Source organism: Dyadobacter fermentans DSM 18053 (assembly GCF_000023125.1).
GTDB classification, from domain to species: domain Bacteria; phylum Bacteroidota; class Bacteroidia; order Cytophagales; family Spirosomataceae; genus Dyadobacter; species Dyadobacter fermentans.
Genome location: NC_013037.1, coordinates 2,414,239 through 2,439,107, shown reverse-complemented (window position 1 = coordinate 2,439,107; position 24,869 = coordinate 2,414,239). Strand labels below are relative to the sequence as shown.

The window sequence follows — 24,869 nt, the reverse complement described above, 5'->3', positions numbered from 1 at the left end:
GTGCCTGTTGCCGCTTACCGGTTCGTGTTTGCCAAAACGCTGAAAAAAGATTTATTTTACACCATATTTAATTACGCCAGCACTAAATGAATCGTATTTCATTAGCTCAGATCGAGCAGTATGCTTTTGAAAAGAAGGAATTTATCTTAGCCGAAGACGCCCTCCATCAAGTATCCCAATCATTCGCTTTTTTAACGAATTTCTCGAAAGACAAAATCATATACGGTATCAATACCGGTTTTGGGCCCATGGCGCAATACCGCATCGAAACCGACCAGCTCAACAACCTGCAATACAACCTGATCCGCAGCCATTCGAGCGGGGTAGGGAAGCCACTGAACGAGATTTACGCCCGTGCCGTGATGCTCGCGCGCCTGAACTCTTTTTTGCAGGCCAACTCGGGCGTGAGCACAGCCGTGATCAAGCAGTTGGTGGCGTTTTTAAATCATGGTGTAATTCCCGAAATCTTCGAGCACGGCAGCGTAGGCGCCAGCGGCGACCTCGTACAGCTATCGCACCTTGGCCTGAACCTGATCGGCGAAGGGCATGTGTATGAAAACGGTGCGCGCCGCAAAACCGCGGAGGTGTTGGCCGAAAAGGGCATTAAGCCGCTCAAAATGGAGCTCCGCGACGGCCTCGGGTTGATCAATGGCACGTCTTGCATGACGGGTATGGCGGCGATTAACCTCATTTACGCCAAACGGCTCGTGCAATGGGCCATTACTGCGTCGTCGATGATCAACGAGGCCATCGAGTCATTCGACGATTCGTTTTCGAAGCAGCTCAATGCCGTGAAACACCACAAAGGCCAGCAAACGGTGGCGCAGCTCATGCGTGACTTTGTAGCCGGCAGCGGCCTCATCCGCAGCCGGGAGGAGCTCTTCCGCGACGATACGGCCATGCAGAAGACCGAATTTGAAAGAAAAATACAGGAATACTACTCGATCCGCTGCGTGCCGCAAATCCTCGGCCCGGTGCTCGATACAATCCAATATGCGCAGGAAGTGGTTGAAAATGAGTTGAATTCAACCAACGACAACCCGATCGTGCGGCCGGAAGATGATAACGTTTTCCACGGCGGCAACTTCCACGGCGACTATATCTCACTGGAAATGGACAAGGTGAAACTGGTTCTGACCAAACTCACCATGCTCATGGAACGCCAGCTCAACTTCCTGATGAACAGTAAATTGAATGGTAAATTCCCGCCGTTCCTCAACGCAGGAACATGGGGGCTGAACTTCGGTTTCCAGGGCGTTCAGTTTACAGCCACGTCCACCACGGCCGAAAGCCAGGCATTATCGACATCGGTTTACATTCATAGCATTCCCAATAACAACGACAACCAGGATATTGTGAGCATGGGTACCAACTCGGCGGTGATCGCCAAGCAGGTGCTTGAAAATGCGTTTCAGGTAATGTCGATCCACATCATGGCGATTTGCCAGGCGATAGACCTGCTACATCCGGAAGAAAAGGAAAAGCTTTCGCCGAATGCGAAGTCGGTGTACGGGCAGATTCGCCAGCGCGCCCAGTTCGTTACCGACGACGTGCCGCAGTCCGAGAGCATCGCGGCTGTTTTTGAATATATTAAAGAAACCCCATTTCACTTATGAATTGCGCATTGGTAACCGGTGCATCCAGGGGACTCGGCAGGGCCATTGCGGTTCAGCTGGCCAAGGATCATGGTTTATACATATTGGTCAATTACTCGTCCAACCAGGCGGCAGCGGAGGAAACGCTGGCAGAGATCCGGGCCAATGGCGGCGACGGCGAGCTCCTGCATTTCAATGTGCAGCATAAAGCGGAAGTGGATGAGGCTTTGAATGGCTGGCGCGAGCAGAACGAAGACAAGTTTATCGGTGTTTTGGTGAATAATGCCGGCATTACCCGCGACGGGCTGTTTATGTGGATGCCTGAAAAGGATTGGGACGACGTGCTGAACATCTCCGCCAAGGGCTTGTATAACGTTACCCAGAATGCGATCCAGCAAATGCTGCGCAAGCGTTCCGGACGGATTGTGAACATAGCGTCGGTGTCGGGTATGAAAGGCGTGGCCGGACAGGTGAATTATTCGGCCGCCAAAGGGGCCATTATCGCCGCTACGAAATCGCTAGCGCAGGAGGTTGCCAAGCGCAAAATAACGGTGAATGCCGTGGCGCCGGGCTTCATCACGAGCGATATGACCAAAGATCTTAACGAGGACGAATTGAAACAAATGATACCGATGAACCGTTTTGGCAAAGCGGAAGAGGTGGCGCACCTGGTGAGCTTCCTCGTTTCCGATAAGGCCGCTTACATTACGGGCGAGGTTATTAATATCAACGGAGGAATTTACGCATAATCGATGAGCCAGAGGGTTGTTATCACGGGTATCGGCATTTATTCTTGTTTGGGCAAAAACCTGGACGAGGTGACGCAGTCATTGTATGCCGGTAAAAGTGGTATCGTGTTCGATCAGGTGCGTAAGGATTTCGGCTTCCGCTCGGCACTCACCGGCATGGTGCAGGAGCCCGATCTGAAAAATTACCTCTCGCGCCGCCAGCGCGTGGGAATGCACCAGCCCGCCGTGTACGCCTACATGGCCACGCACGAGGCGTTGGCGCAGTCGGGCCTCGATATCGACTTTCTGGAACAAACCGAGACGGGCATTATTTACGGAAACGACAGCACGGCGGCGTCGGTGGTGGAGGCCGTGGACAAGGTGCGCGAAAAGCACGACACGACGCTGATTGGCTCCGGGGCTATTTTCCAGAACATGAACAGCACCGTGAACATGAACCTTTCGACGATTTTTAAATTGAAAGGCATCAATTTCACATTGAGCGCGGCTTGTGCGTCGGGTTCGCATTCGATCGGAATGGGCTACCTGATGATCAGCCAGGGCTTGCAGGAGCGCGTGGTGTGCGGGGGCGCGCAGGAGATCAATTCGGCGGCGATGGCTAGTTTCGATGGCCTCGGCACATTCTCCGTCCGCGAGTCGGAGCCTGAAAAAGCATCGCGCCCATTCGACCGCGACCGCGACGGTCTGATCCCGAGCGGCGGCGCGGCCACCGTCATCCTCGAATCGTACGAAGCGGCCGTTAAACGCGGCGCACCCATTCTCGGCGAGCTGATCGGCTACGGATTCTCGTCCAATGGTGACCATATCTCCAACCCGAGCATCGACGGCCAGACGCGTTCACTGCAAATGGCATTGAAACAGGCGGGCATTTCTACCGGCGAAATCGACTACATTAATGCCCACGCCACATCTACTCCGGTGGGTGACGGCAGCGAGGCGAGGGCCATATTCGAAGTCTTCGGGGGGGACGTGCCGGTGAGCTCCACCAAATCCATGACCGGCCACGAATGCTGGATGGCCGGCGCGAGCGAGATCGTCTACTCGCTGCTGATGATGCAGAACTCGTTCATCGCCCCGAATATCAACTTCGAAAACCCCGACGAGGATTCTGCGAAAATCAACATAATTCCTGAGACTAAGGAGCAGAACATCAATGTATTCCTCTCCAATTCGTTTGGCTTCGGCGGAACGAATTCAACGCTGATCGTGCGGAAAATCTGACCGCCGGGAAGCCGGAACACCACCATTACTTCGTGAACGGCGGTTCGCCCGGAAGCGAAATTTTGTATTTTTGTCAACCTTCAATATTCCATCCGTCAACCGCAATGATTTCCAGTGGATTTTATTGTGTGGAGCAGGTCATTAATTTGAAAATTTGGGAATATTTTTAAACTATCGGCAAGAATAAACTAATTTTGCAGCTATGTATGCTAACGACGTTAAAATGAGTTGGGAAGAAGTAATTGAAGAGACCAGAGATTTCCTATCTGAAGAATTTGAGGTGGACCGGGATTTGATTCTTCCTGAAAACAGTCTGAAAGACACCTTGGATCTGGACAGTCTCGACTACGTCGACCTGGTTGTGCTTATCGATGAAAATCTCAATATCAAACTCACCGGCGAGGATTTCAAGGAAATCGTGACGTTCGGGGATTTCTATCAACTTGTCCGTAAGAAACTCGCATTGTAAGAATGAGCCGTTGGGACGGTAAGACCAAGGGATCGTTAACGGGTTACAAGATTTTCCTGTTTTTTATCAATAGTTTGGGGCTCGGATTTGCATATGGGCTCCTGCGCGTGGTTACTTACTATTATTATCTTTTCGCGGCAAAGCCCAAAAAGGCTTTGCTCGATTTTTACCAGAACACCCTTCACATCACCGGCCCGGAAGCCCGCAAAATGGCCCGCCGGAATTTCTATATTTTCGGGCAAACACTCGTGGACCGGGCGGCGTTCCTGCTGGGCAAGGACCGGGAATTTTCTCATGTGTTTGAAAATGAGCAATATCTGATCGACATCCGCGATGCCGGCAGGGGCGGAATTTTGCTGAGCGCCCACGTAGGCAACTGGGAAACGGCCGGTAATCTGCTCAAAGGCCGCATCACGCCTACGATCAACATCGTGATGCTCGACGCCGAAGTCGAAAACATCAAAAAATACATGGATCTGTCCACCGGCGGCTCGCGGTTCAAGGTGATCGCGATCAAGGACGATCTTTCACATGTTATTTCAATTCGCAATGCGCTGGTGAACAACGAGTTTGTGGCCATTCACGCCGACCGCTACCTCGAAGGCGCCAAATACATCGAAATGGATTTCCTGGGGCGCAAGGCCAGGTTTCCGTACGGCCCGTTTGTGATCGCATCCAAATTCAATGCGCCGGTGACCTTTGTTTTTGCTGCGAAGGACGGGAAATACAGCTATCATTTGAGCGCCACCAAGCCGATCGAGGCCAAAATGAAGCCCGAGGAAATTGCGAAATTGTATGTGGAAGAGCTGGAACGAAAGGTGAGGGCATTCCCGGAACAATGGTTTAACTATTTCAATTTCTTTCAATAATGATCGTCGCGAAAGACGCTATCACCGATTTTATTCCGCATCGTCCGCCATTTGTGATGGTCGATAACCTTATCAGCGCCACGCGGGAGCGGTTTGAGTCGGATTTTACGGTTACAAGCGACAATGTGCTGGTGCGGGACGGCATTTTTCAGGAAACGGGGCTGATCGAACACATCGCGCAAACCTGCGCCGCGTCGTTCGGCTACCTCGACCGGAAGGCTGGCAGCGAGCCGAAAATCGGCTTTATCGGGGCGGTAAGCAAAGTGCTTGTGACTGAGTTGCCTCCGGTTGGTGGTACGATCCGCACGGTTGTCACTCCCCTGCACCAATTGGGAAATATTTACCTTGTAAAAGGCGAAAGTTCGCTCGATGGGCGTATATTGCTGGGTTGTGAGTTGAAAATCGTAGTAAGCGAATAACCCCAAATAACAGAGTTCATGATTTCTTCTGAAATAGATATTGATATCCGATTCAGCGAAACCGATGCCATGGGAGTGGTGTGGCACGGCAACTATCTGAAATTTTTCGAGGACGGAAGAGAAGCTTTTGGAAAGAAGTACGGGTTGGAATACCTCGATATTCACGCCAAAGGTTTCGTGACGCCCATCGTGAAGTCGGAGATCGACCATAAGGCGCCTGTTTATTACGGACAGGTTATTAAAGTGATTACAAAATACATTCCGACCAAATCGGCCAAGATCCAGTTTGAATATCAGGTGATTAACGTTACCACCGGCCAGCTTTGCGCTACGGGCAAAACAATGCAGGTATTCCTCGACCGCGATTCGCGCGAGCTGGAACTGATCTCGCCGGAATTTTATAAGGAATGGAAAGCGCAGTACGACCTATGATTTACATTGGTGCGGAGGTCATCGTGAGCCCGCTGGGCGACAGCGCGGAGGCTAACTGGCAGGCGCTGAACGAAAACCGAAGCGGGATTGCGCTCGTGACTTCGGCGGGTTTTAACGGGGAAGACATTCATTTGTCCAAAATAACCGGCCTGAATGGGCCATTGCGTTTCCAGCAGCTGGTTATCAAGGCATTAGCGGCGCTCGAACAACGCATTGACGCATCCATTCTCACTTCCGAGCGCACGATCGTGCTGATCAGCTCCACCAAGGGCGCGCTGGATGACCATCTTTCAGACCAGTTTGGCGACACCTGCACGGCGGTAATGCAGCGGTTCGGTCTTGCGCATTTGCCGATGGTGATTTCCAATGCCTGCATTTCGGGCGTGCTCACGCTGAATGTGGCTGGGAATATGATTGAAGGCGGTCAATATGAGCATGTTATCGTGATGGGTTGCGATGTGGCTTCGGACTTTGTGCTGTACGGTTTTCAATCCCTGTTTGCCGTAAGCGACAAGCCTTGCGCGCCGTTTGACGCCGCGCGAAACGGCATTACACTCGGAGAAGGGTGTGGGGCTGCGCTGGTTTCGGCTACGCAATCGGTTTTCAAAAACACCCCGTTGCAGCTGCTCACAGGCACAAGTGCAAACGACGCCAACCATATCTCCGGACCGTCGCGCACAGGCGAGGGCCTGGTGCGCAGCGTGGCGCGGACGATGCAGAAACACGGAACCGACGCAAATGACATCGATTTCATCTGTGCACATGGCACGGGGACGGTTTTTAATGATGAAATGGAATCCATTGCATTCAACCGGCTTTCCTTGCAGGACAAGCCGCTGAATAGTTTGAAAGGCTATTTCGGCCATACGCTCGGCGCCGCAGGCGTGATCGAAACGGCCGTTTGCATGCAGATGATGCGGAATGGCATGCTGATCAAAAGTTTGGGTTACCGCGATGCGGGCACGTCCATGCCTTTGAATATCATTCAGGAAAACGAACCGCGAACGCTGCGGACGATCCTCAAAACCGCTTCGGGGTTCGGTGGGGGCAATGCTTCGTTGATGATCAGGAACTTATGAGAGTAATCACAGCATATTGCAACCTGCGGGCCGACGAAGTCCTGGTGAACGGCGAGGTGATCGCCCGGCGCGATGCCGCGTCGGAGGACAGCTGGTTCAAGCAGATTTACAAGCAGCAGGAATTGGCCTACCCCAAATTTTATAAAATGGATGTGCTTTCGCAGGCCGGTTACCTGGCTTCGGAGCTCATCAAGCGGGCCAATCCCGGCATTACAGAAGCTTACGCCGACGATGAGATTGCCCTTGTGTTCGCCAATGCATCGTCGAGTGCGGAAACCGACCGTCGTTTTTTGCATTCTTATGAGCAGGGCGGATCGCCGAGCCCGTCCCTTTTCGTATATACATTGCCCAATATCGTGCTGGGCGAAATCGCCATTCTCAACAAATGGTATGGCGAAAATATGTTTGCCGTTTTGCCTAAATTCGCTCCCGGTTTTTACCTGGATTACAGCCGGATATTGCGCGCTTCGGGCAGCCGCGCGCTACTGGGCGGATGGCTGGAAGTGACGGCGGCCGGCACAGATGTTTTCCTTTTTATGGTGGAAGAGCGAACCAGTGGAACGGAATTTAACAGTGAAAACCTCCTTCACCTGTCGCAAACCGGCGCGGTTGCGGCATATTAACAGACGCACAATTAATCAGCAATATGGATAGTTTAAAAGAAGATCTTAAAAAACAGATTATCGAACAGCTCAACCTGGAAGATCTGACGGTGGCCGACATCGCCGACGACGCACTGCTGTTCAACGACCAGGGCCTCGGACTGGATTCGATCGACGCGCTCGAACTGATCGTGCTGCTCGAAAAATACCACGGCATCCAGCTTACCAACCCCGAAGAGGGCAAGGAGGCGTTTAAGTCCATTAACACAATGGCGGAGTATATCCTTAAAAGAAAAGCCGCTTAATCACCTCACCGAATGGGCGTTAGCATTACCGGGATCGGCGTTGTGTCGGCCATTGGCATGTCGGTGGAGGAAAACCTGAGTGCATTGCGCGAGGGCAGGACGGGCATCGGTCCGCTGCAATATTTGCAGGGTACCAGGGCACCGCTGGCGGGCGAAGTGAAAGCTTCCAACGACGAGCTGCGTGCCGCATTAGGCGTGGGGACCGAATACGTTTCGCGGACCTCATTGCTCGGCTTGCAGGCCGCCCGCGAGGCGTGGGGCGATAACAAACGCTCCGGCGTGATCCGCACCGGCATCATTTCGGCTACATCCGTGGGCGGAATGGACCGCAGTGAGGTTTTTTACAAAGATTATTTATCGCAAAACATGCCCGACTACCGGCTGCTCACCACACACGACAGCGGGAGCACGACGGAGCGCATTGCCAAAGAGCTGGGCATTTCGGGATACATTAATACACTTTCAACCGCCTGTTCCTCAGGTGTAAATGCCATCATGCTCGGCGCACGGCTGATCCTGCAAGGCACGCTCGACCGTGTGCTCGTAGGTGGTTCCGACGCATTGAGCGGCTTCACCATCGACGGTTTCCGCTCGCTGATGATCTACGACGACCAATGGTGCCGGCCCTTCGACGAATCGCGCGCCGGACTGAACCTCGGAGAAGGAGCGGCGTTTTTGCTGCTGGAAGGAGAGAAAAGCCTTGAACTGACTGGTAATCAGCCTATCTGCAACGTAAGCGGCTGGGCGAATGCCGCCGACGCATACCACCAAACCGCCTCGTCGCCCGATGGCAAAGGCGCTACGCTGGCCATCGAAAATGCCATCCGCCGCGCGGGAATCGGGTTAAGCGATGTGTCGTACGTGAATGCGCATGGGACGGGCACGAAGAATAATGACCATTCCGAGTCGGTAGCGTTACAAAACGTTTTCGGCGACCGCATTCCGCCATTCAGCTCCACGAAGGCATTTACCGGCCACACGCTGGCGGCTGCCGGGGCCATTGAGGCGGTGTTTTCGGTGCTGGCGATCCGCCATAACCTGCTTTTCCCGAACCTCAATTACCAAACGGCCATTGCCGAAACGGGCCTGGTGCCCGTGACGCAGCTGGAAACAGGCGTGCAAGTGAATGCGGTACTTTCCAATTCATTTGGTTTTGGAGGGAATAATTCATCATTGGTTTTGACGAAATATGAGTAAACCGGCATTGTACATATCGGCGGCGTCCACGATCTCGAATCAGCCTACGTTTGGCAATGCAGGCTTTTCCGCAGCATTGCAGCCCGTTGAGGCATCTTCCGCATTGATCAGCCCCGATTATAAGGCTTATATCGACGCCGGATTGCTGCGCCGGATGAGCAAGATCCTGCGGATGTCGGTGGCGTGTGCGAAGGATTGCGTGGCCCAGGCGGGCATCGAACAGCCGGACGCGATCGTGGTAGGGACGGGGCTGGGCTGTTTGCAGGACACCGAAAAATTCCTGAACACTTCTCTGACTGTCGAAGGGTTGCTCCCGCCGACTTCGTTCATCCAATCGACACACAACACCATGGCGGGGCAAATTTCGCTGAGCCTCGGCAACCACGGCTACAACATGACGCACACGCAGAACACGCTGTCGTTCGAGCACGCATTGCTCGACGCCTCCATGCTCCTGCGCGAAGGCGACCGTAATGTGCTCGTGGGCGCTGCGGATGAGCATATTGATATTCTGGATGAAATAACGGAGCGCCTGGAACTCCGGCTGGATGCCTGGCTGGATGTCCGGCAGGAAGCCGGAGACGATGCCTCACTAACGATCGAAAAGTCCATTCCGCTCACTTCCGGCGCGTCGTTTTTTATACTTTCCCAGGAAAATGCGGGTAATGCCGCTGCGGAACTGGCGGATGTTTACACCAGCGGCGGAGCGGAATACGGGCAGGAGGAAATCGATGCATTTCTGGACCGGAACGGGTTGCAGATCAGCGACATTGATCTGGTACTTCATACGGGCGTGCCTGTGGCGAGCGCATCGCGGCATGCCAATTACCTGGCGCTAGCGGGCATTTATCCTACGGCCTCGGCATTTGCATTGCATTATGCAGTGGATATGCTTAGCGCGAATAGTGAGGTGAGAAATGTGTTTATTTGTAATACATTAAGAAAAAGCAATTTGGGACTAATCCTGCTGAAAGCCGTTGAAGCATAACCTTCTCATAATCTTCTGCATTACCGCGGCGGCGCTCAGTTCCATCATTTTTTGGGAAACCGATTACCTGTGGATAGTGCTGGCGGCGATCGCATTGCTTTTTGTGAGTGTTACTGCCTATGGCTCAGCACAAATTCAGGCGAATTACTTTCTGAAATCCATTAACCGGGGAAAAATAAGGGCCATTTCGCTCACCTTCGACGACGGCCCCGACCCCGATTCGACGCCGCGCATTCTCGATACATTGCTCGAAAACAATCTCAAAGCCACATTCTTCGTGATCGGCAGGAAGGCCGTGAGCCATCCCGAGCTGCTCCGGCGGATCGTGGAGGAAGGGCACACGATTGCCAACCATTCGTACAGCCATCATTACCTCATAGCCCTGTTTTCGACACAGAAGCTCCAGACGGACATTCAGCGCTGCAACGACGCCATCCGCGACATCACGGGACATGTACCGCTGTTTTTCAGGCCGCCGTTCGGTGTAACCAACCCGCGGTATGCGGCTGTTTTGAAGGATCTGCAAATGCAATCCATCGGCTGGTCGCTCAGGAGCATGGATACGCGTGCCAAAAACAAGTATCAGCTCATCCGGAAGATTATTTCAAAATTAAAGGCCAAAGACATCGTTCTGTTGCATGATCACCTGCCGCTTACGGCGGATACGCTGCCGGACATCATCGGGCATTGTCGCGAAATGGGCATTAAAATAGAACCGCTTCCCCGGCTGATCGGGAAAGAACCATATGAAAAGCATTAGCATATTTGGCATAATAGCCGTTTTGATGGCGGCGCATTGTGCGCAGGCTCAGTCGTTTAAGCCGGTGGCTCATCCGGAGAAGGTGCTGGCCGAGTTGCGGAAAACGTCGCAGGCAACGACGTCCATTCAGGCATCGTTCACCGAAGAGAAACAATTGGCCGTGCTGAAAGAGCCGGAAAAATCGTCGGGGCTGTTCTATTACCAGCAAAAGAACAAAATGCGCTGGGAGCAGCGGACGCCTTCGAAATACATTATCCTCATCAACGGCGATAAGTTGCGCGTGCAGGAGGGAAACAAGGAAAAAAACGTAGGCCAGGCCGGTCGCATGGCGGCGCAGATCAAGGAGCTGATGATCGGGCTCGTGAATGGTGATTTTCAGCAAAATAAGGGTTTTTCGTCGGCTGTGCTGGAAGATGGAGACCAGTACCAGATCGTGCTCACGCCCGTGAACCGCCGTTTGAAGAACATTTATTCCAAAATTGCGATGAATTTTTCCAAAAGTTCGCTTCGGTTAAAGGAGCTCGCGTTTTTCGAGAAAGGCGGCGACAAGAGCGTGATGAAATTCCAGCAGGAAAAGTTCAATCAGCCCATTTCCGAAAACCTGTTTAAAGACCTTTGACGATGCCTTTGACCGATCTTTACACGATTACAAACCTGGAACAGGCTCCAAACCAGATCATTGGAACATTGCTGATCGATGCCGCGCATCCTGTATTTCACGGCCATTTTCCGGGCGCGCCCGTGCTGCCGGGCGTCGTGCAGCTCGAAATGGTAAAAGCGGTCCTCTCCAAAGCATTGGAAAAGCCATTTGCATTGAAAGAAATGAGTACTTGCAAGTTTCTGGAAGTGCTCAATCCCGCCGAAACGCCGGAGCTGACGATACAGCTTCAAATTAAGGGCGAAGAACTGCTGGACGTGGCCGCGACCGGCAGACAGGGAGAAAAAACCTATTTCAAAGCCCGGGCCAGTTTCCTTTCACTCATTTAAATACAACATTCGAGAACCCAAATGACCCTCCCGGACATTCAATGCTGCGTGATCATTCCTACCTACAATAACCGCAACACATTGCGGAGGGTGATCGACGGCGTGCTGCGCTACGCGAGCGGGCAGGAGGTGATTGTGGTGAACGACGGGTCCACGGACGATACCGCTTCCATTCTGGCCGGATATGGCGCACGAATCCGTGTCCTGGACAATGCAGTGAATAAAGGCAAGGGTTTTTCGCTGCGAAAAGCATTCGCCGAGGCCATTCGCTTGGGTTTTGAGAACGCCATTACCATTGACTCTGACGGGCAGCATTTGCCGTCGGACATTCCGCTTTTCATCGACGCCGCCATTCAAAATCCGGGTGCATTGCTCATGGGATCGCGGAATATGGAGCAGGAAGGCGTGCCGGGAAAAAGCTCTTTCGGCAACAAATTCTCCAATTTCTGGTTCAAATTCGAAACCGGGCTTACCTTGCCAGATACCCAAACGGGCTTCCGGCTTTACCCGCTCGGCCCTTTGAAAAGAATGTCGCTTTTCACGACGAAATTCGAGACGGAAATCGAAGTTATCGTGAAAATGGCCTGGAAAGACGTGCCCATCGTACCGATCAACATCCAGGTGATTTACGACAAAAATGAGCGTGTGACGCACTTCCGGCCGTTCCGGGATTTCACACGCATCAGCATCCTCAACACCTGGCTCGTGACGCTCACGCTGGTTTATTACCTTCCGAGGCGGCTGTTTCGGTATATTCGAAAAAAAGGCCTCTGGAAGATCATTCGTGAAGAAGCGGTAAAGCCTGGTGAGAGTAATCTCAGCAAAGCGCGGTCGGTTGGTTTCGGCTTTTTTATGGGCATCGTGCCGATCTGGGGCTTCCAGTTGATGGTCGGTATCCCGATGTCGATCGTTTTCAGGATGAACAAGGTGCTTTTCCTGACGGCGGCGCACATCAGCATCCCGCCCGCCATTCCTTTCATCATTTACGCCAGCTACAAGTTCGGCGGGCTGTTTTACCGCAACGGGGCGGAGATCACCTCCTTTGAAAACCTCACGTTGGAATCCATTCATGTCAACTTTGTACAATATTTTTTAGGTGGCACACTCCTTGCTGCAGCGGTGGGCGCGGCAGGGTTTGTCGTTAGCTTGATGCTGCTGACACTGCTTCGCCCGAAGCGGTGAGTCTGCCGTTTTTGGTGGCTCTATTCATTGAATCTCCCAAATAATTCATTTTATTATTCTATTAAATCGCCTTCCTTGTGCGGCGGAGCGGCTGCGGCATTAGTCCTTGAGAGCCAGTTTGTTAACTCTTTTCTGATTTTAGTTTGGTTTAAAATCTCCCCGAATTTTTATAAAATCTATACGAATTGATCAAAAATAAGGGTTTCGTGATTTTGTAATGAGGTGCCTTTCTCTATATTTACGAGAATTATAACCATTTAACCAAATCATTGATCAGAACATGAGTATCATTACCTATTTAGTGCCGGCGTTAGGCCTTGTTGGCTTGCTGGTTATGTTCTTCAAAAGAGGCTGGGTTGTCCGGCAGGATGCAGGAACTCCCGAAATGAAAATCATAGCGGACGCCATTGCGGACGGTGCCCTGGCCTTTCTGAAAGCCGAATGGCGTGTACTCATTGTTTTTGGTTTGATTGTGAGTGTGTTACTGGGTTATTCCGGCACACTGGTTGAAAATTCCAGCGCATTTATCGGCATATCGTTCCTGGTAGGGGCGTTTATCTCCGCTTTCGCGGGTTATATCGGCATGAATATCGCCACCAAATCGAACGTCCGCACAACGCAGGCGGCGCGTACAAGCCTTACCAAAGCGCTCGAAGTGTCGTTTACCGGCGGCTCGGTGATGGGTATCGGCGTGGCGAGCCTTGCAGTGCTGGGATTGGGCGGTTTGTTCATTATCCTGTATTCTACGTTTGTAGGCGATAGCACCGATGTGAACGGCCTTCCCATGGAGCGGGTGCTGGAAGTCCTCGCGGGCTTCTCGCTCGGAGCCGAGTCGATCGCGCTTTTTGCGCGTGTAGGAGGGGGGATTTATACCAAAGCCGCCGACGTCGGCGCCGACCTCGTTGGTAAAGTGGAGGCCGGTATCCCCGAAGACGATCCGCGCAACCCCGCCACCATCGCCGATAACGTGGGCGATAACGTGGGCGACGTAGCCGGTATGGGCGCCGACCTTTTCGGTTCGTACGTAGCCACCATTCTGGCCACGATGGTGCTTGGCCGCGAGATTATCGCCGATGGAACTGATAATTTCGGAGGCATCGCGCCGATATTGCTCCCGATGGTTATTGCCGGTGTGGGATTGATTTCTTCCATTCTCGGAATGCTTCTCGTGCGTGTAAGCAATGATCAGGGAGATGTCCAGGGTGCATTGAACCGCGGTAACTGGGGGTCGATCATCCTGGTCCTGGTGGTAAGTTACCCGCTTACATTGTGGATGTTGCCGGAAGGTAACCTCAATATCCGCGGGGTCGATTTCACGGCCATGGATGTATACTGGGCGATCCTGCTGGGATCTGTTGTCGGTGCGATCATGTCTATGGTCACCGAGTTTTATACAGCAATGGGTAAGCGTCCGGTGCAATCAATTGTAAATCAATCATCTACCGGCCACGCAACGAACATCATCGGAGGGCTTTCGGTAGGTATGGAATCGACCGTAATCCCGACGCTTGTGTTGGCGGCGGGTATTTTCCTCAGCTATGAAATGGCCGGTTTGTACGGCGTAGCGATCGCCGCAGCCGGGATGATGGCCACCACAGCCATGCAGCTTGCTATCGACGCCTTCGGCCCGATCGCCGACAACGCGGGTGGTATCGCCGAAATGGCGCATTTGCCGGAAGAAGTACGCGGCCGTACCGATATCCTCGATGCCGTTGGAAACACCACCGCGGCAACCGGAAAAGGCTTTGCGATCGCTTCCGCGGCTTTGACGTCACTGGCGCTTTTCGCGGCATTCTGCGGCGTAGCAGGCATTAATTCCATTGATATTTACAAAGCGAATGTACTTTCAGGGCTGTTTGTCGGTGCGATGATACCGTTCATATTTTCGTCCCTCGCCATTGCGGCGGTGGGTCGCGCTGCCATGAAAATGGTGGAAGAAGTGCGCCGCCAGTTTCGCGAATTGCCCGGCATTATGGAAGGCCGCACCAAGCCCGAGTACGATAAATGCGTCGCCATTTCTACCCAGGCGTCCATCAAGGAAATGGTCGCACCCGGCTTGATCGCGCTGATCGTGCCCGTGCTGGTAGGCTTCCTGTTTGGCCCGGAAGTACTTGGCGGTACGCTCGCAGGCGTGACGGTTTCGGGTGTGTTGATGGGAATATTCCAAAACAACGCCGGCGGCGCCTGGGATAATGCTAAAAAATCGTTTGAAAAGGGCGTGCTCATCAATGGCGAAACCTACTATAAGAAATCCGAGCCGCACAAAGCTGCGGTAACCGGTGACACGGTCGGTGATCCATTCAAAGACACTTCGGGCCCTTCGATGAACATCCTCATCAAGCTCATGTCGATCGTCTCGCTCGTGATCGCGCCGCACATCGGTGTAGGTACCCACGAAACGAGCGCCACCAAAGCCAATGACAAAGTTCAGGTCGTAACCGTCGCCAACACCCCGGCCCAAGACGATGCAAACGACGCAGCCCCGGTAGTGCGGTTGGAACGAAAAGGAGAATAGGCGGTTATCTGCCATCAATGTGACGAAGCCTGGCTTTATGCCGGGCTTTGTTGTTTTTAATGGGTGCAGGAGTGTGGATGTAAATAGCAACAATCCAATCTTAATTATATCCAAAACACCAATTCCCTACACACTCCCTAGCCAACGCCTTTTATTGCAGATTGATGAAAGTTTTGTACTTATCGGTATGCAGGAACTTAAAGGGCGGGGGGAGCCGTTAAAAGCTTATGAGTGAACGTAAGTCCATGAGCCGTAAGCAATATTTCTTTATTATCCTGATCCTCGGATCGCTGGCGACCGTCAGCCCTTTCTCGATCGACATGTATCTTCCGGGCTTCCCGAGGATCGCGTCGGATCTTCAAACCACTATCGACAAAGTACAACTTTCGCTAACAAGCTATCTCATTGGTATTTGTATCGGACAAGTGCTGTACGGGCCACTGCTGGATCGCTTCGGCAGGAAGAAGCCGCTCTATGTGGGACTGGCCCTTTACGTGATTGCCTCGTTCGGATGTGCGATGACTTCGTCCGTCGATGCGCTGATCGCCATGCGGTTCTTCCAGGCCATGGGCGGGTGTGTTGGACTCGTAGCTTCGCAGGCGCTCGTGAGCGACCTTTTTCCGGCCGATAAGCGCGCCGAGGTGTTTTCCCTTATTACGCTGGTGATCGCCGTTTCGCCGATGATCGCCCCCACAATCGGCGGCTATGTTACCGCTTCTATCGCCTGGTACTGGATTTTTGTGATCCTGGCCGGTATCGTAAGTCTGATTATCCTTGCCATTTATTTCTTTTTACCCACCGGTCGTGATGCCGATAGTTCGGTTTCGCTCCGGCCCGAGGCGGTTTTGGGCGGGTATCTTACCGTGATCTCGCAGCCGCAATTCCTCATTTATACCCTGGCGGGCGGCTTGGCAACGGCTGCCCCATTCGCCTACATTTCGGGTTCATCCGATGTTTTTATGAACATCTACAAGGTTTCCGAGCAGCAGTATGGCTGGATTTTCGCTTTCCTGGCCGTTGCCATGATCGGTTCGACGCAGCTGAACCACTTTTTGCTTAAAAAATACAGCAGTGAACAAATCATCCGCTTCACGCTGATCTACCAAAGTGTGGTAGGCGTCGTCCTCATTCTGGGCGTTTATAACAATTGGTTTGGCCTCTATTCCCTCATCGGGACGATGTTCGTGTTCCTCACCGGACAGGGACTCACAGGCCCGAATGCCTCGGCGCTTTCTCTCGCGCCATTCCGCAAGCATACCGGCAGCGCGTCCGCGCTGATGGGCAGTTGGCGTATGGGTGCAGGAGCGGTGATTTCTGCCATAGTCAGCTTTCTGCACAACAATACCGCCATGCCGATGGTGGGCATGATGGCCTTTTGCGCCTTCGGCGGTCTGGTCATCCTGCAAGCGGGCAATGTCGTGGTCCGTCACCGCGCTGCCAGCCGGGATGTGGAGGAAGAGGTTTCAGTCCTGCTCTAAAATGCCGCTTTCGAACTAAGGCAATGCCTTGATCGCATTAAACAGCATATCAATAAATGCGTCGCGATCCAGGTCATAGGCTACCGTCACGTTCGGCTCCCGATGTAATGTGTTGTAAAAATCCACCACCGTGGCACCGCGCGTTAGTTCTCCCTTTGTTTCCACATCCACATAGCACGATTTTGTGCTGAATATCCCCGGGTTCAGCAGCCACGCGATAGCGCATGGATCATGCAATGCCGCACCACCATTCAATTCCACACGGTTTTCGCGATAGTAAATGGAGAAGAAATCCATCAGATCGGCGGCTACTTTGCCGGTTTGGTTGCCTAGTGCCCGCAGCAATTCAATATCTTTTTGAAATACCAGCGCCTTATGGGTCACATCGAGCCCGCACATGGTGATGGGAACGCCTGATTTGAATACAATGGCTGCGGCCTCCGGGTCGGTGTAAATGTTGAATTCAGCCAGGGGCGTCATATTGCCACGGAAAATGCCGCCGCCCATGAGCGAAATGCGCGCGATTTTCGGTTTCAAATGCGGATAAGCCAGGAGAAATGTGGCAATGTTTGTCAGCGGGCCTGTGGGAACGATCGTCACGGACGTCTCCGAAGCGGCGAGCACCGACGCGATGCCTTGAATGGCGTTTTCCGGCTGCGGGCGCATGTCAGGGATCGGCAGCGAAGGCCCATCCAGGCCGGATTCGCCATGAACCACACCGTCCGCAATCAGTTCACGGAACAGCGGATTCTCGGCGCCGTGGTACACCGGAATGTCGGTGGCGCCAATGAGCGAAAGCACTTTCAACGCGTTCAGCATGGTTTTTTCCTGGGTCTGATTTCCGGCGGAAATGGTAACGGCCCGGATGTCCAGCTGGCCGCTGCCATGTGCAAGCATGAGCATTACGGCGTCGTCCAGGCCGGGGTCGCAGTCGATGATAACGGGTAGTTTATTCATTGTAAGAGTGTAATTCGTGTAAGAAAGGGGCTGAGCTTTGCGCGCCCATGCGTGTGACCGAAATAGCCGCTGCCGTGCAGGCAAAGCGGCATGCTTCTTCGAGCGGGGCTTCATCGGCGAGCGCTTTCAGGAGTGCGCCATTGAAAACGTCCCCGGCAGCGGTGGTATCTACCGCTTCCACAACCGGCGCGGCGATCATGCCGGTAAAATGTTCGCTGGCCAGGTAAATGCCCCGGCTGCCCAATGTGATAATCACATTCTGAACACCGCTCCCAAGCAAGTGCTGCGCGGCTCTTTCCAGCGCTTCTTCGCTGTCGACGGTAATGCCGGTGATGAGCTCCGTTTCCGTTTCGTTGGGGGTGATCAGGTACAGGCCGTCGAGGAAACCCGGACCTAGCGGCGCGCCCGGAGCGGGATTGAGGACTGTGCGGATGTTGCGCCCGGCGCATTGCTGTAAGGCCCAGCGAACTGTTTCGCGGGGGATTTCGAGCTGCAAAAGCGCCAGTCCGGCGTTTTCGAATGCAAGCTCCGGAATGTCGGCCGGGTGCAGGTCCATATTAGCGCCGGAGGCAACGACGATCTCGTTCTGGCCTTGGGCATTGACAGTGATGAGCGCAATCCCTGACGCCAGCTCGGCAGTCTCAGTCATAAAACTGATGTCGATCCCTTCCTTCCTGAAACCTTCGCGGGCCTGTTTTCCGAAAATATCGTTGCCCGTTTTGGCAACGAACCGCACATCGGCACCGAGCCGGGCTGCTGCAACGGCCTGATTGGCACCTTTGCCGCCCGGGTTCATCAGAAATGTCCCGCCCAGCACCGTCTCGCCCGGTTTCGGGAAGTGCTCCGTCTTGACCACCATATCGGTGTTGGAGCTGCCTATCACGAGCACTTTTTGCTTCATTGCTTTCGGTCGGTTGAATGGAATTGTCCACGCAAAATAGCGTGCCCGATCATCTATTCATAGCGCCGCAATTGATTTCTTCCGGCAGTTTTTGCTTACTTTACGCAGTTTCAAACACGATCATACATGAAAAAACTGATTTATTACGTGTTCGCAGCGACGGTCCTGCTGGTGCAGGGCTGCCAGAAAAAATCAGAAAAAGCAGAACAGAACATGCCACCGATTAGTGAAGTATTTGCCCGTTATTACGAGGAGCGCCTGCCGCTTTATCCCTTGGAAGCGACCATGAACGGCGACAATCGCTACAACGACAAAATGTCCGACGACCTCTCGGAGGCGGGAAAAGCGAAGATGATCGCGTTTTACCGGAAGTACCAGGACGAGCTCGCCAAATACGATCGCTCCACGCTCACCGCCGAGGAGCAGGTAAGCTGGGACCTGATCGAATGGGAATGCGGGATCAACCTGGAAGGTTTCAAATACCCCACCGAGTTGATGCCGATCAACCAGATCTTTTCTACACACCTGCTGGTGGCGCAAATGGCGAGCGGGAGCAGCTTGCAGCCTTTTAAAACGGTGAAAGATTACGACAACTGGTTGAAGCGGGTCGACGGATTTGTGGTATGGTGCGATACGGCCGTTGTGAATATGCGGAAGGGTATCAAGGAAGGCTACGTTTTGCCGGGCCCGCTGATCAAGAAAGTAATCCCGCAGCTGGCCGATATGGACCACGGGCCTGTGAAAGAGCATTTGTTTTATTCGCCGGTTAAAAATTTCCCGAAGGATTTTTCCGATGAAGATAAGGCCCGGCTCGAAAAGGAATATGCCGCCATGGTGGAATCGAAGGTGATCCCGGCATTCCAGAAGCTGCATGTTTTCATGGAAAAAGAATACGTACCCGCAGGCCGGACCACCGATGGCTTTTCAGCGCTGCCGAATGGGAAGTCGTTATACAACTATTATATTAAATATTACACCACCACTGAGCTAACGGCGGAGGAAATCCACCAGATCGGGTCGAAAGAGGTAGCGCGCATATCGGCGGAAATGGAGAAAGTGAAAGCGCAGGTGGGCTACCAGGGCGATCTCAAATCGTTCTTCAATGCGGTGCGGACGAACAAAAAGCTGATGCCATTTACGAAAGCGGACCAGGTGATCGCGCATTTCAATGCCATTCATGAGCGCATGAAACCAAACCTGACCCGGCTTTTTGAACTAACCCCCAAAACACCTTTCGAAGTGCGCCGGACGGAAGCATTCCGCGAAGCGTCGGCCTCTGCCGAGTACAATCCGGGCTTACCGGACGGCTCGCGGCCCGGTATATTCTACGTGCCCGTGCCGGATGCTGCGGCCTACAACATTGTGTCCGACGAAAGTTTGTTCCTCCACGAGGCCATTCCCGGGCACCATTACCAGATCTCGTTGCAGCAGGAAAATACCGCTTTGCCTGAGTTCCGCAAAAATCTTTGGTACAGCGCTTATGGCGAAGGCTGGGCATTGTATACCGAGTCGCTGGGCAAGGAATTGGGCCTTTATACCGATCCTTACCAGTATTTCGGGATGCTGAGCGCTGAAATGCACCGCGCTATCCGGCTGGTGGTCGACACCGGCTTGCATGCAAAAGGGTGGACGCGCGACCAGGCGATCAAGTATTCGCTCGATCACGAGGCCGAATCGGAGGAGAGCATTACGGCCGAGGTCGAACGCTACATGGCCGGCGCCGGGCAGGCATTATCGTACAAGATCGGTCAGCTGAAAATCCGGGAACTGCGTTCGAAGGCGGAAAAAGAGATGGGGGCGAAGTTTGATATCCGCGCTTTCCATAAGCTCGTGCTCGAATCGGGCTGCTTGCCGTTGAAATTACTCGAACAGAAGGTCGATCAGTGGATCAAAGCGGGTAAATAGCGGGTTTCAAAATACCGCAGAAAAGGAGCAATGTCGTGATGGCATTGCTCTTTTTGCTTTGTGGGTGGTGTAAAAGGTGTGGAAAGCGCTTCGAATTGGCCTATTTTAACCTGATCTCTCACATCGTATGTCGCGGAGAATATTGGCAACGCAATAATTGTCAGTGGAATAGCTGAAATAGTGTCCTGGGTAAGAAAAGCAAAATAATTTCAGGGGAGCAGTATAGCACAGGACAGTTGGCTGTGCTTAAATTGGCATTATTGCTTCAATAAATGTGCATTTTTTTAGTTAAGTTTATATACTGGGTAAAAAAATGTAACAAGAACCTGAACCCAAGACAATGAATTTGACGACTAGTTTTTTGCTGCTGACCGGAGCGGTGGCGGTTGCTTTGGGCTTGCAGTCATGCAACAACAAGCCGGGAAGCACAGCGGAGGAGAAAGTGCCGGAGCAGGTGAGCTACAATTTTGATATCAGGCCCATTCTTTCCGACAAATGCCTGGCATGCCATGGTCCTGACGCGAACAAACGCGAAGCGGGCCTGCGGCTCGACGACCCCGAGAGCGCTTTCGCGGCATTGAAGGATAATCCCAAAGCTCACGCTCTCGTGGCCGGCAAGCCCGAGCTTTCGGCGGCTTATCAGCGCATTACCACGGAGGATACTTCGCTGCGAATGCCCCCGCCCTCGTCCAATCTCAAACTCACCCAACGCGAAGTCGACCTGATCGAAAAGTGGATCAGGCAGGGTGCCAAGTATGAGAAGCACTGGGCATTTGTGGCGCCTAAAAAGCCGGCATTGCCGAAGGTGGACCACAAGGACTGGGCAAAAAATCCGATTGACTATTTTGTCCTCGAAAAACAGGAGCAAAAAGGCCTGGAACCCAGCGCCGAAGCGGACAAGGAGCGCTTGCTCAAACGCCTGAGCCTCGATCTGAACGGCCTTCCGCCCAGCTTGCAGCTGATGGACGAGTTCCTGGCCGACGACAGTCCCGACGCCTACGAAAAAATGGTGGACAAGCTGCTCGCCAACCCGACCTACGGCGAGAAAATGGCGATCCACTGGCTCGACCTCGCCCGGTATGCCGACTCCCATGGCTATCAGGACGACGGCTACCGCACCCAATGGCCGTGGCGCGACTGGGTGATCCATGCATTCAACAAAAACATGCATTATAATGATTTTGTGACGTGGCAACTCGCCGGCGACCTCCTTCCCAATGCTTCGAAGGAGCAATTGCTGGCAACAGGCTTTAACCGAAACCACAAAATCACGGAAGAGGGCGGGGTAATTCCCGAAGAATACCGGATCATGTACGTCACCGACCGGAACGACCTGTTCGGTAAAGGCCTGCTGGGCGTGACGCTGGAATGCGCGCATTGCCATGATCATAAATACGATCCATTTTCACAGAAGGAATATTACGAGATGTTCGCATTCTTCAATAATGTGAATGAAGTGGGCATCGAGTCGGTGATCGGCGGGCCGGAAACTTATGCAAAAAAACCGTTAATGGAAATCAGCGACCAGGATGTGAAGGACATTCTGACGTTCGTGAACAAGCCCGACACCAACCGCCTGATCGTATCCGTGATGGGCGACCTCGACACGCTGCGCAAAACTTATGTCCTCAACCGCGGTGCCTACGACGCGCCGGGAGAAGAAGTGCAGGCCGGCACCCCGACGGCCATCCTGCCTTTTGACAAAAAATACCCTAAAAACAGGCTGGGATTATCACAATGGCTGTTCGATAAGCGCAATCCGCTCACTGCCAGGGTGTATGTGAACATTCTCTGGCAGGAATTCTTCGGCAAAGGCATTGTAAAAACCTCCGGCGATTTCGGCATGCAGGGCGAGCTGCCCACGCACCCGGCATTGCTCGACTGGCTGGCGGTGGATTTCATGGAGCATAACTGGGATATCAAACGGTTTGTAAAACAAATGGTAATGTCCGCTACCTACCGGCAATCGGCTGTGGTTACTAAAGAAGCCCTCGCCACGGACCCTGATAACGTTTACCTCGCACGCGGCCCGCGCTACCGCATTCACGCAGAGTTTGTGAAAGACCTGGTGCTGGCGAGCAGCGGCCTGCTCAACCGATCCATCGGCGGGCCCAGCGTAAAGCCTTATCAGCCGGCAGGCTTGTGGGAGGGCGCCACTTCGGGCCGGGGGCTGCTCTCGGTTTACAACCAGGACCACGGCGCGAGCCTCTACCGCCGGGGCATGTACACGCTCATCAAACGGACCGTTCCGCCGCCGACAATGGCCATTTTCGACGCCAGCAACCGAGATTTGTGCGAGGTGAAGCGATTGAAAACCAACACGCCGCTGCAAGCACTCGTCATGATGAACGACCCGACGGTGCTCGAAGCCTCACGCGTACTGGCGGCCAGGCTGTTGCAGGAAAAAACCGGCACCGCCGACAAGATCACGAAGGCATTCCGGCAGATCGTGTGCCGTACGCCCAGCCAGAAGGAGTTGGAAGTGCTTACCGGCTATTACGAAAAGGAAATGAAGCAGATACAGCCGAAAGCCGCCGAAAAAATGGTCGCGATAGGCGAGTACCCGCTCACCAAAAACGTGGACAAAAAGGCGCTGGCATCGCTAATGCGCGTCATTTCCACGATTTACAACCTCGAAGAAACCATCACGAAGTCATGACGGCTGTCGGCAATCGGCAATCGGCTTTCGGCCGTAGACAAGGTTTTTTGAGGTACTATTAATTACAGTTATAAAAGGCCGACGGCCGACTGCCGAAAGCCGAAGTTTAAATGATATGGAAAAGGAAATCATAGAACACGGATTCAGTTTTAACAGAAGGCGATTCCTCTCGACCATGAGCCTGGGTATCGGAAGCGTGGCGTTGGGCTCGCTGCTCATGCCCGATTTGTTGAAAGGCGGCGGATTGGAAGAGGAGGGGCTCGCTCCCGGCATTCCGCATTTCGCCCCGAAGGCAAAGCGGGTGATTTACCTGTTTCAAAACGGCGCACCGTCGCAGCAGGAGCTGTTTGACTACAAGCCGAAGCTCCGCGAAATGCTCGGGCAGGAAATACCGCCCTCGGTGCGGGGCACGCAGCGGCTTACCGGCATGACGGCCAATCAGGCTTCGTTTCCGCTGGTGGGTTCTTTTGTGGATTTCAAACAATACGGCCAGTCGCAGGCGTGGGTGAGCGACCTAATGCCCTATACTTCAAAAATCGTGGACGACCTTTGTTTTGTGCGCTCGATGTACACGGAGGCCATTAACCACGATCCGGCATTGACTTTCCTGCAAACCGGCTCACAGCAGGGCAACCGGCCGAGTATGGGTTCGTGGCTGAGCTATGGGCTTGGTAATGAGAATAAAAACCTGCCGAACTTTACGGTGCTGCTCTCGCGGGGCGTCGGCAATGGGCAGGGCGTTTATTCCAAACTTTGGTCCAATGGCTTCCTCGACTCCGTACACCAGGGCGTGCAGTTCAGCAAGGGTGAAGACCCTGTGCTCTACCTCCGCGACCCCGACGGCATGGACCGGAAAGAGCGCCGTGACATGCTCGACAAGCTCTCGGAACTGAACGAAATGTCGTATCAGGAATTCGGCGACCCCGAAATTGCGGCGAAGATCAAGCAATATGAAATGGCTTACCGCATGCAGACCGCGGTGCCGGAAGTAATGGATTTGTCCAAGGAGTCGGACGATATTATTAAGCTCTATGGTCCCGAATGCCTCGTTCCGGGTACGTACGCGGCCAACTGCCTCCTGGCGCGCAAGCTTTCCGAAAACGGCGTGCGTTTTGTACAGCTATACCATCAGGGCTGGGACCAGCATGGCAACCTGCCATTCGAAATCACCAAGCAGGCCATGGATGTAGACCAGGCCTCCGCCGCATTGGTTACCGACTTGAAACAACGAGGATTGCTGGACGAAACGCTCGTAATCTGGGGCGGGGAATTTGGCCGTACAAGCTATACCCAGGGTAAACTGACGGCCGACAACTACGGCCGCGACCATCACCCGCGCTGTTTTACAATATGGATGGCCGGCGGCGGGATCAAGCCCGGAATCGTGTATGGCGAGACCGACGAGCTGGGCTACAATATCGCCAAAGACCCCGTGCATGTGCACGATTTTCAGGCTACGGTCCTGCATCAGCTCGGCCTGAACCACGAAAAGCTGGTATTCAAGCACCTGGGGCGGCGTTACCGGCTCACGGACGTTTCCGGCAAAGTGGTGCGGGACATCATCAGCTGATTTTTAGAGTTGTTATCATCGGTCATTTTT

23 protein-coding genes are annotated in these 24,869 nt (G+C 53.4%); 21 read left to right on the top strand and 2 right to left on the bottom strand.

Annotation, left to right across the window (positions count from 1 at the left end; all coding sequences use genetic code 11):
- Positions 1–86 precede the first annotated feature (86 nt).
- The 18 genes from flxA to DFER_RS09755 all read left to right on the top strand — a co-directional run bounded on the left by flxA (position 87) and on the right by DFER_RS09755 (position 16,847).
- Positions 87–1,616, top strand: coding sequence for a flexirubin biosynthesis tyrosine ammonia-lyase FlxA (gene flxA, locus DFER_RS09840; RefSeq protein ID WP_015811474.1), 1,530 nt, complete (start codon positions 87–89; stop codon positions 1,614–1,616).
- Entirely contained in the window at positions 1,613–2,344 is a 732-nt protein-coding gene (flxB, locus tag DFER_RS09835) for a flexirubin biosynthesis SDR family reductase FlxB (protein ID WP_015811473.1), read from the top strand. The genes flxA and flxB overlap by 4 nt, the downstream gene beginning before the upstream one ends.
- A gap of 3 nt (positions 2,345–2,347) precedes the next feature.
- Positions 2,348–3,565: a beta-ketoacyl-[acyl-carrier-protein] synthase family protein gene (locus tag DFER_RS09830; RefSeq protein WP_015811472.1), complete on the top strand. Its 1,218-nt coding sequence runs from the start codon at positions 2,348–2,350 to the stop codon at positions 3,563–3,565.
- Positions 3,566–3,767: 202 nt separating this feature from the next.
- Complete coding sequence (locus DFER_RS09825) at positions 3,768–4,034, top strand: phosphopantetheine-binding protein (RefSeq protein WP_015811471.1); 267 nt, start codon at positions 3,768–3,770, stop codon at positions 4,032–4,034.
- Between the two features lie 2 nt (positions 4,035–4,036).
- Positions 4,037–4,903 (top strand): lysophospholipid acyltransferase family protein, encoded by an 867-nt coding sequence (locus DFER_RS09820; RefSeq protein ID WP_015811470.1) that lies wholly within the window; start codon positions 4,037–4,039, stop codon positions 4,901–4,903.
- Positions 4,903–5,322, top strand: a complete 420-nt coding sequence (locus DFER_RS09815; protein ID WP_015811469.1) for a hotdog family protein — start codon at positions 4,903–4,905, stop codon at positions 5,320–5,322. The genes DFER_RS09820 and DFER_RS09815 overlap by 1 nt, the downstream gene beginning before the upstream one ends.
- Before the next feature lie 18 nt (positions 5,323–5,340).
- The gene (locus DFER_RS09810; protein ID WP_015811468.1) at positions 5,341–5,754 is read left to right on the top strand and encodes an acyl-CoA thioesterase; all 414 of its coding nucleotides are present in this window, start codon (positions 5,341–5,343) and stop codon (positions 5,752–5,754) included.
- The gene (locus DFER_RS09805) at positions 5,751–6,833 is read left to right on the top strand and encodes a beta-ketoacyl synthase N-terminal-like domain-containing protein (RefSeq protein WP_015811467.1); all 1,083 of its coding nucleotides are present in this window, start codon (positions 5,751–5,753) and stop codon (positions 6,831–6,833) included. The genes DFER_RS09810 and DFER_RS09805 overlap by 4 nt, the downstream gene beginning before the upstream one ends.
- Positions 6,830–7,456, top strand: coding sequence for a hypothetical protein (locus tag DFER_RS09800; RefSeq protein ID WP_015811466.1), 627 nt, complete (start codon positions 6,830–6,832; stop codon positions 7,454–7,456). Before DFER_RS09805 ends, DFER_RS09800 begins: the two co-directional genes overlap by 4 nt.
- Positions 7,457–7,479: 23 nt before the next feature.
- Positions 7,480–7,740, top strand: coding sequence for a phosphopantetheine-binding protein (locus DFER_RS09795; protein WP_015811465.1), 261 nt, complete (start codon positions 7,480–7,482; stop codon positions 7,738–7,740).
- Between the two features lie 12 nt (positions 7,741–7,752).
- Positions 7,753–8,937: a beta-ketoacyl-[acyl-carrier-protein] synthase family protein gene (locus tag DFER_RS09790; RefSeq protein ID WP_015811464.1), complete on the top strand. Its 1,185-nt coding sequence runs from the start codon at positions 7,753–7,755 to the stop codon at positions 8,935–8,937.
- A complete protein-coding gene (locus DFER_RS09785) occupies positions 8,930–9,925 on the top strand; it encodes a beta-ketoacyl synthase chain length factor (RefSeq protein WP_015811463.1) in 996 nt (331 codons plus the stop codon). Before DFER_RS09790 ends, DFER_RS09785 begins: the two co-directional genes overlap by 8 nt.
- On the top strand, positions 9,915–10,685 hold the full coding sequence (locus DFER_RS09780) for a polysaccharide deacetylase family protein (protein WP_015811462.1): 771 nt from the start codon (positions 9,915–9,917) through the stop codon (positions 10,683–10,685). Before DFER_RS09785 ends, DFER_RS09780 begins: the two co-directional genes overlap by 11 nt.
- The gene (gene lolA2, locus DFER_RS09775; protein ID WP_015811461.1) at positions 10,672–11,304 is read left to right on the top strand and encodes a flexirubin biosynthesis/transport protein LolA2; all 633 of its coding nucleotides are present in this window, start codon (positions 10,672–10,674) and stop codon (positions 11,302–11,304) included. Before DFER_RS09780 ends, lolA2 begins: the two co-directional genes overlap by 14 nt.
- A 2-nt stretch (positions 11,305–11,306) precedes the next feature.
- Entirely contained in the window at positions 11,307–11,672 is a 366-nt protein-coding gene (locus DFER_RS09770; protein WP_015811460.1) for an ApeI family dehydratase, read from the top strand.
- Between the two features lie 21 nt (positions 11,673–11,693).
- Positions 11,694–12,854 carry a DUF2062 domain-containing protein gene (locus DFER_RS09765; RefSeq protein ID WP_015811459.1) on the top strand — a complete coding sequence of 387 codons (1,161 nt, stop codon included), beginning with the start codon at positions 11,694–11,696 and terminating at the stop codon, positions 12,852–12,854.
- 280 nt (positions 12,855–13,134) lie between these two features.
- Positions 13,135–15,369: a sodium-translocating pyrophosphatase gene (locus DFER_RS09760; RefSeq protein WP_015811458.1), complete on the top strand. Its 2,235-nt coding sequence runs from the start codon at positions 13,135–13,137 to the stop codon at positions 15,367–15,369.
- Positions 15,370–15,614: 245 nt separating this feature from the next.
- Positions 15,615–16,847: a multidrug effflux MFS transporter gene (locus DFER_RS09755; RefSeq protein ID WP_041734909.1), complete on the top strand. Its 1,233-nt coding sequence runs from the start codon at positions 15,615–15,617 to the stop codon at positions 16,845–16,847.
- Positions 16,848–16,862: 15 nt separating this feature from the next.
- On the opposite strand, the gene DFER_RS09750 is transcribed toward DFER_RS09755, so the two are convergent.
- Together DFER_RS09750 and rbsK are read right to left on the bottom strand one after the other, a co-directional pair.
- Positions 16,863–17,804: a nucleoside hydrolase gene (locus tag DFER_RS09750; protein WP_015811456.1), complete on the bottom strand. Its 942-nt coding sequence runs from the start codon at positions 17,802–17,804 to the stop codon at positions 16,863–16,865.
- Entirely contained in the window at positions 17,797–18,705 is a 909-nt protein-coding gene (gene rbsK / locus DFER_RS09745; protein WP_015811455.1) for a ribokinase, read from the bottom strand. Before rbsK ends, DFER_RS09750 begins: the two co-directional genes overlap by 8 nt.
- A 126-nt stretch (positions 18,706–18,831) precedes the next feature.
- Between rbsK and DFER_RS09740 the strand changes: the two genes are divergently transcribed.
- The 3 genes from DFER_RS09740 to DFER_RS09730 all read left to right on the top strand — a co-directional run bounded on the left by DFER_RS09740 (position 18,832) and on the right by DFER_RS09730 (position 24,839).
- On the top strand, positions 18,832–20,610 hold the full coding sequence (locus DFER_RS09740; RefSeq protein ID WP_015811454.1) for a DUF885 domain-containing protein: 1,779 nt from the start codon (positions 18,832–18,834) through the stop codon (positions 20,608–20,610).
- 340 nt (positions 20,611–20,950) lie between these two features.
- On the top strand, positions 20,951–23,269 hold the full coding sequence (locus DFER_RS09735; RefSeq protein ID WP_015811453.1) for a PSD1 and planctomycete cytochrome C domain-containing protein: 2,319 nt from the start codon (positions 20,951–20,953) through the stop codon (positions 23,267–23,269).
- 115 nt (positions 23,270–23,384) lie between these two features.
- Positions 23,385–24,839, top strand: coding sequence for a DUF1501 domain-containing protein (locus tag DFER_RS09730; RefSeq protein WP_015811452.1), 1,455 nt, complete (start codon positions 23,385–23,387; stop codon positions 24,837–24,839).
- Positions 24,840–24,869: the final 30 nt, after the last annotated feature.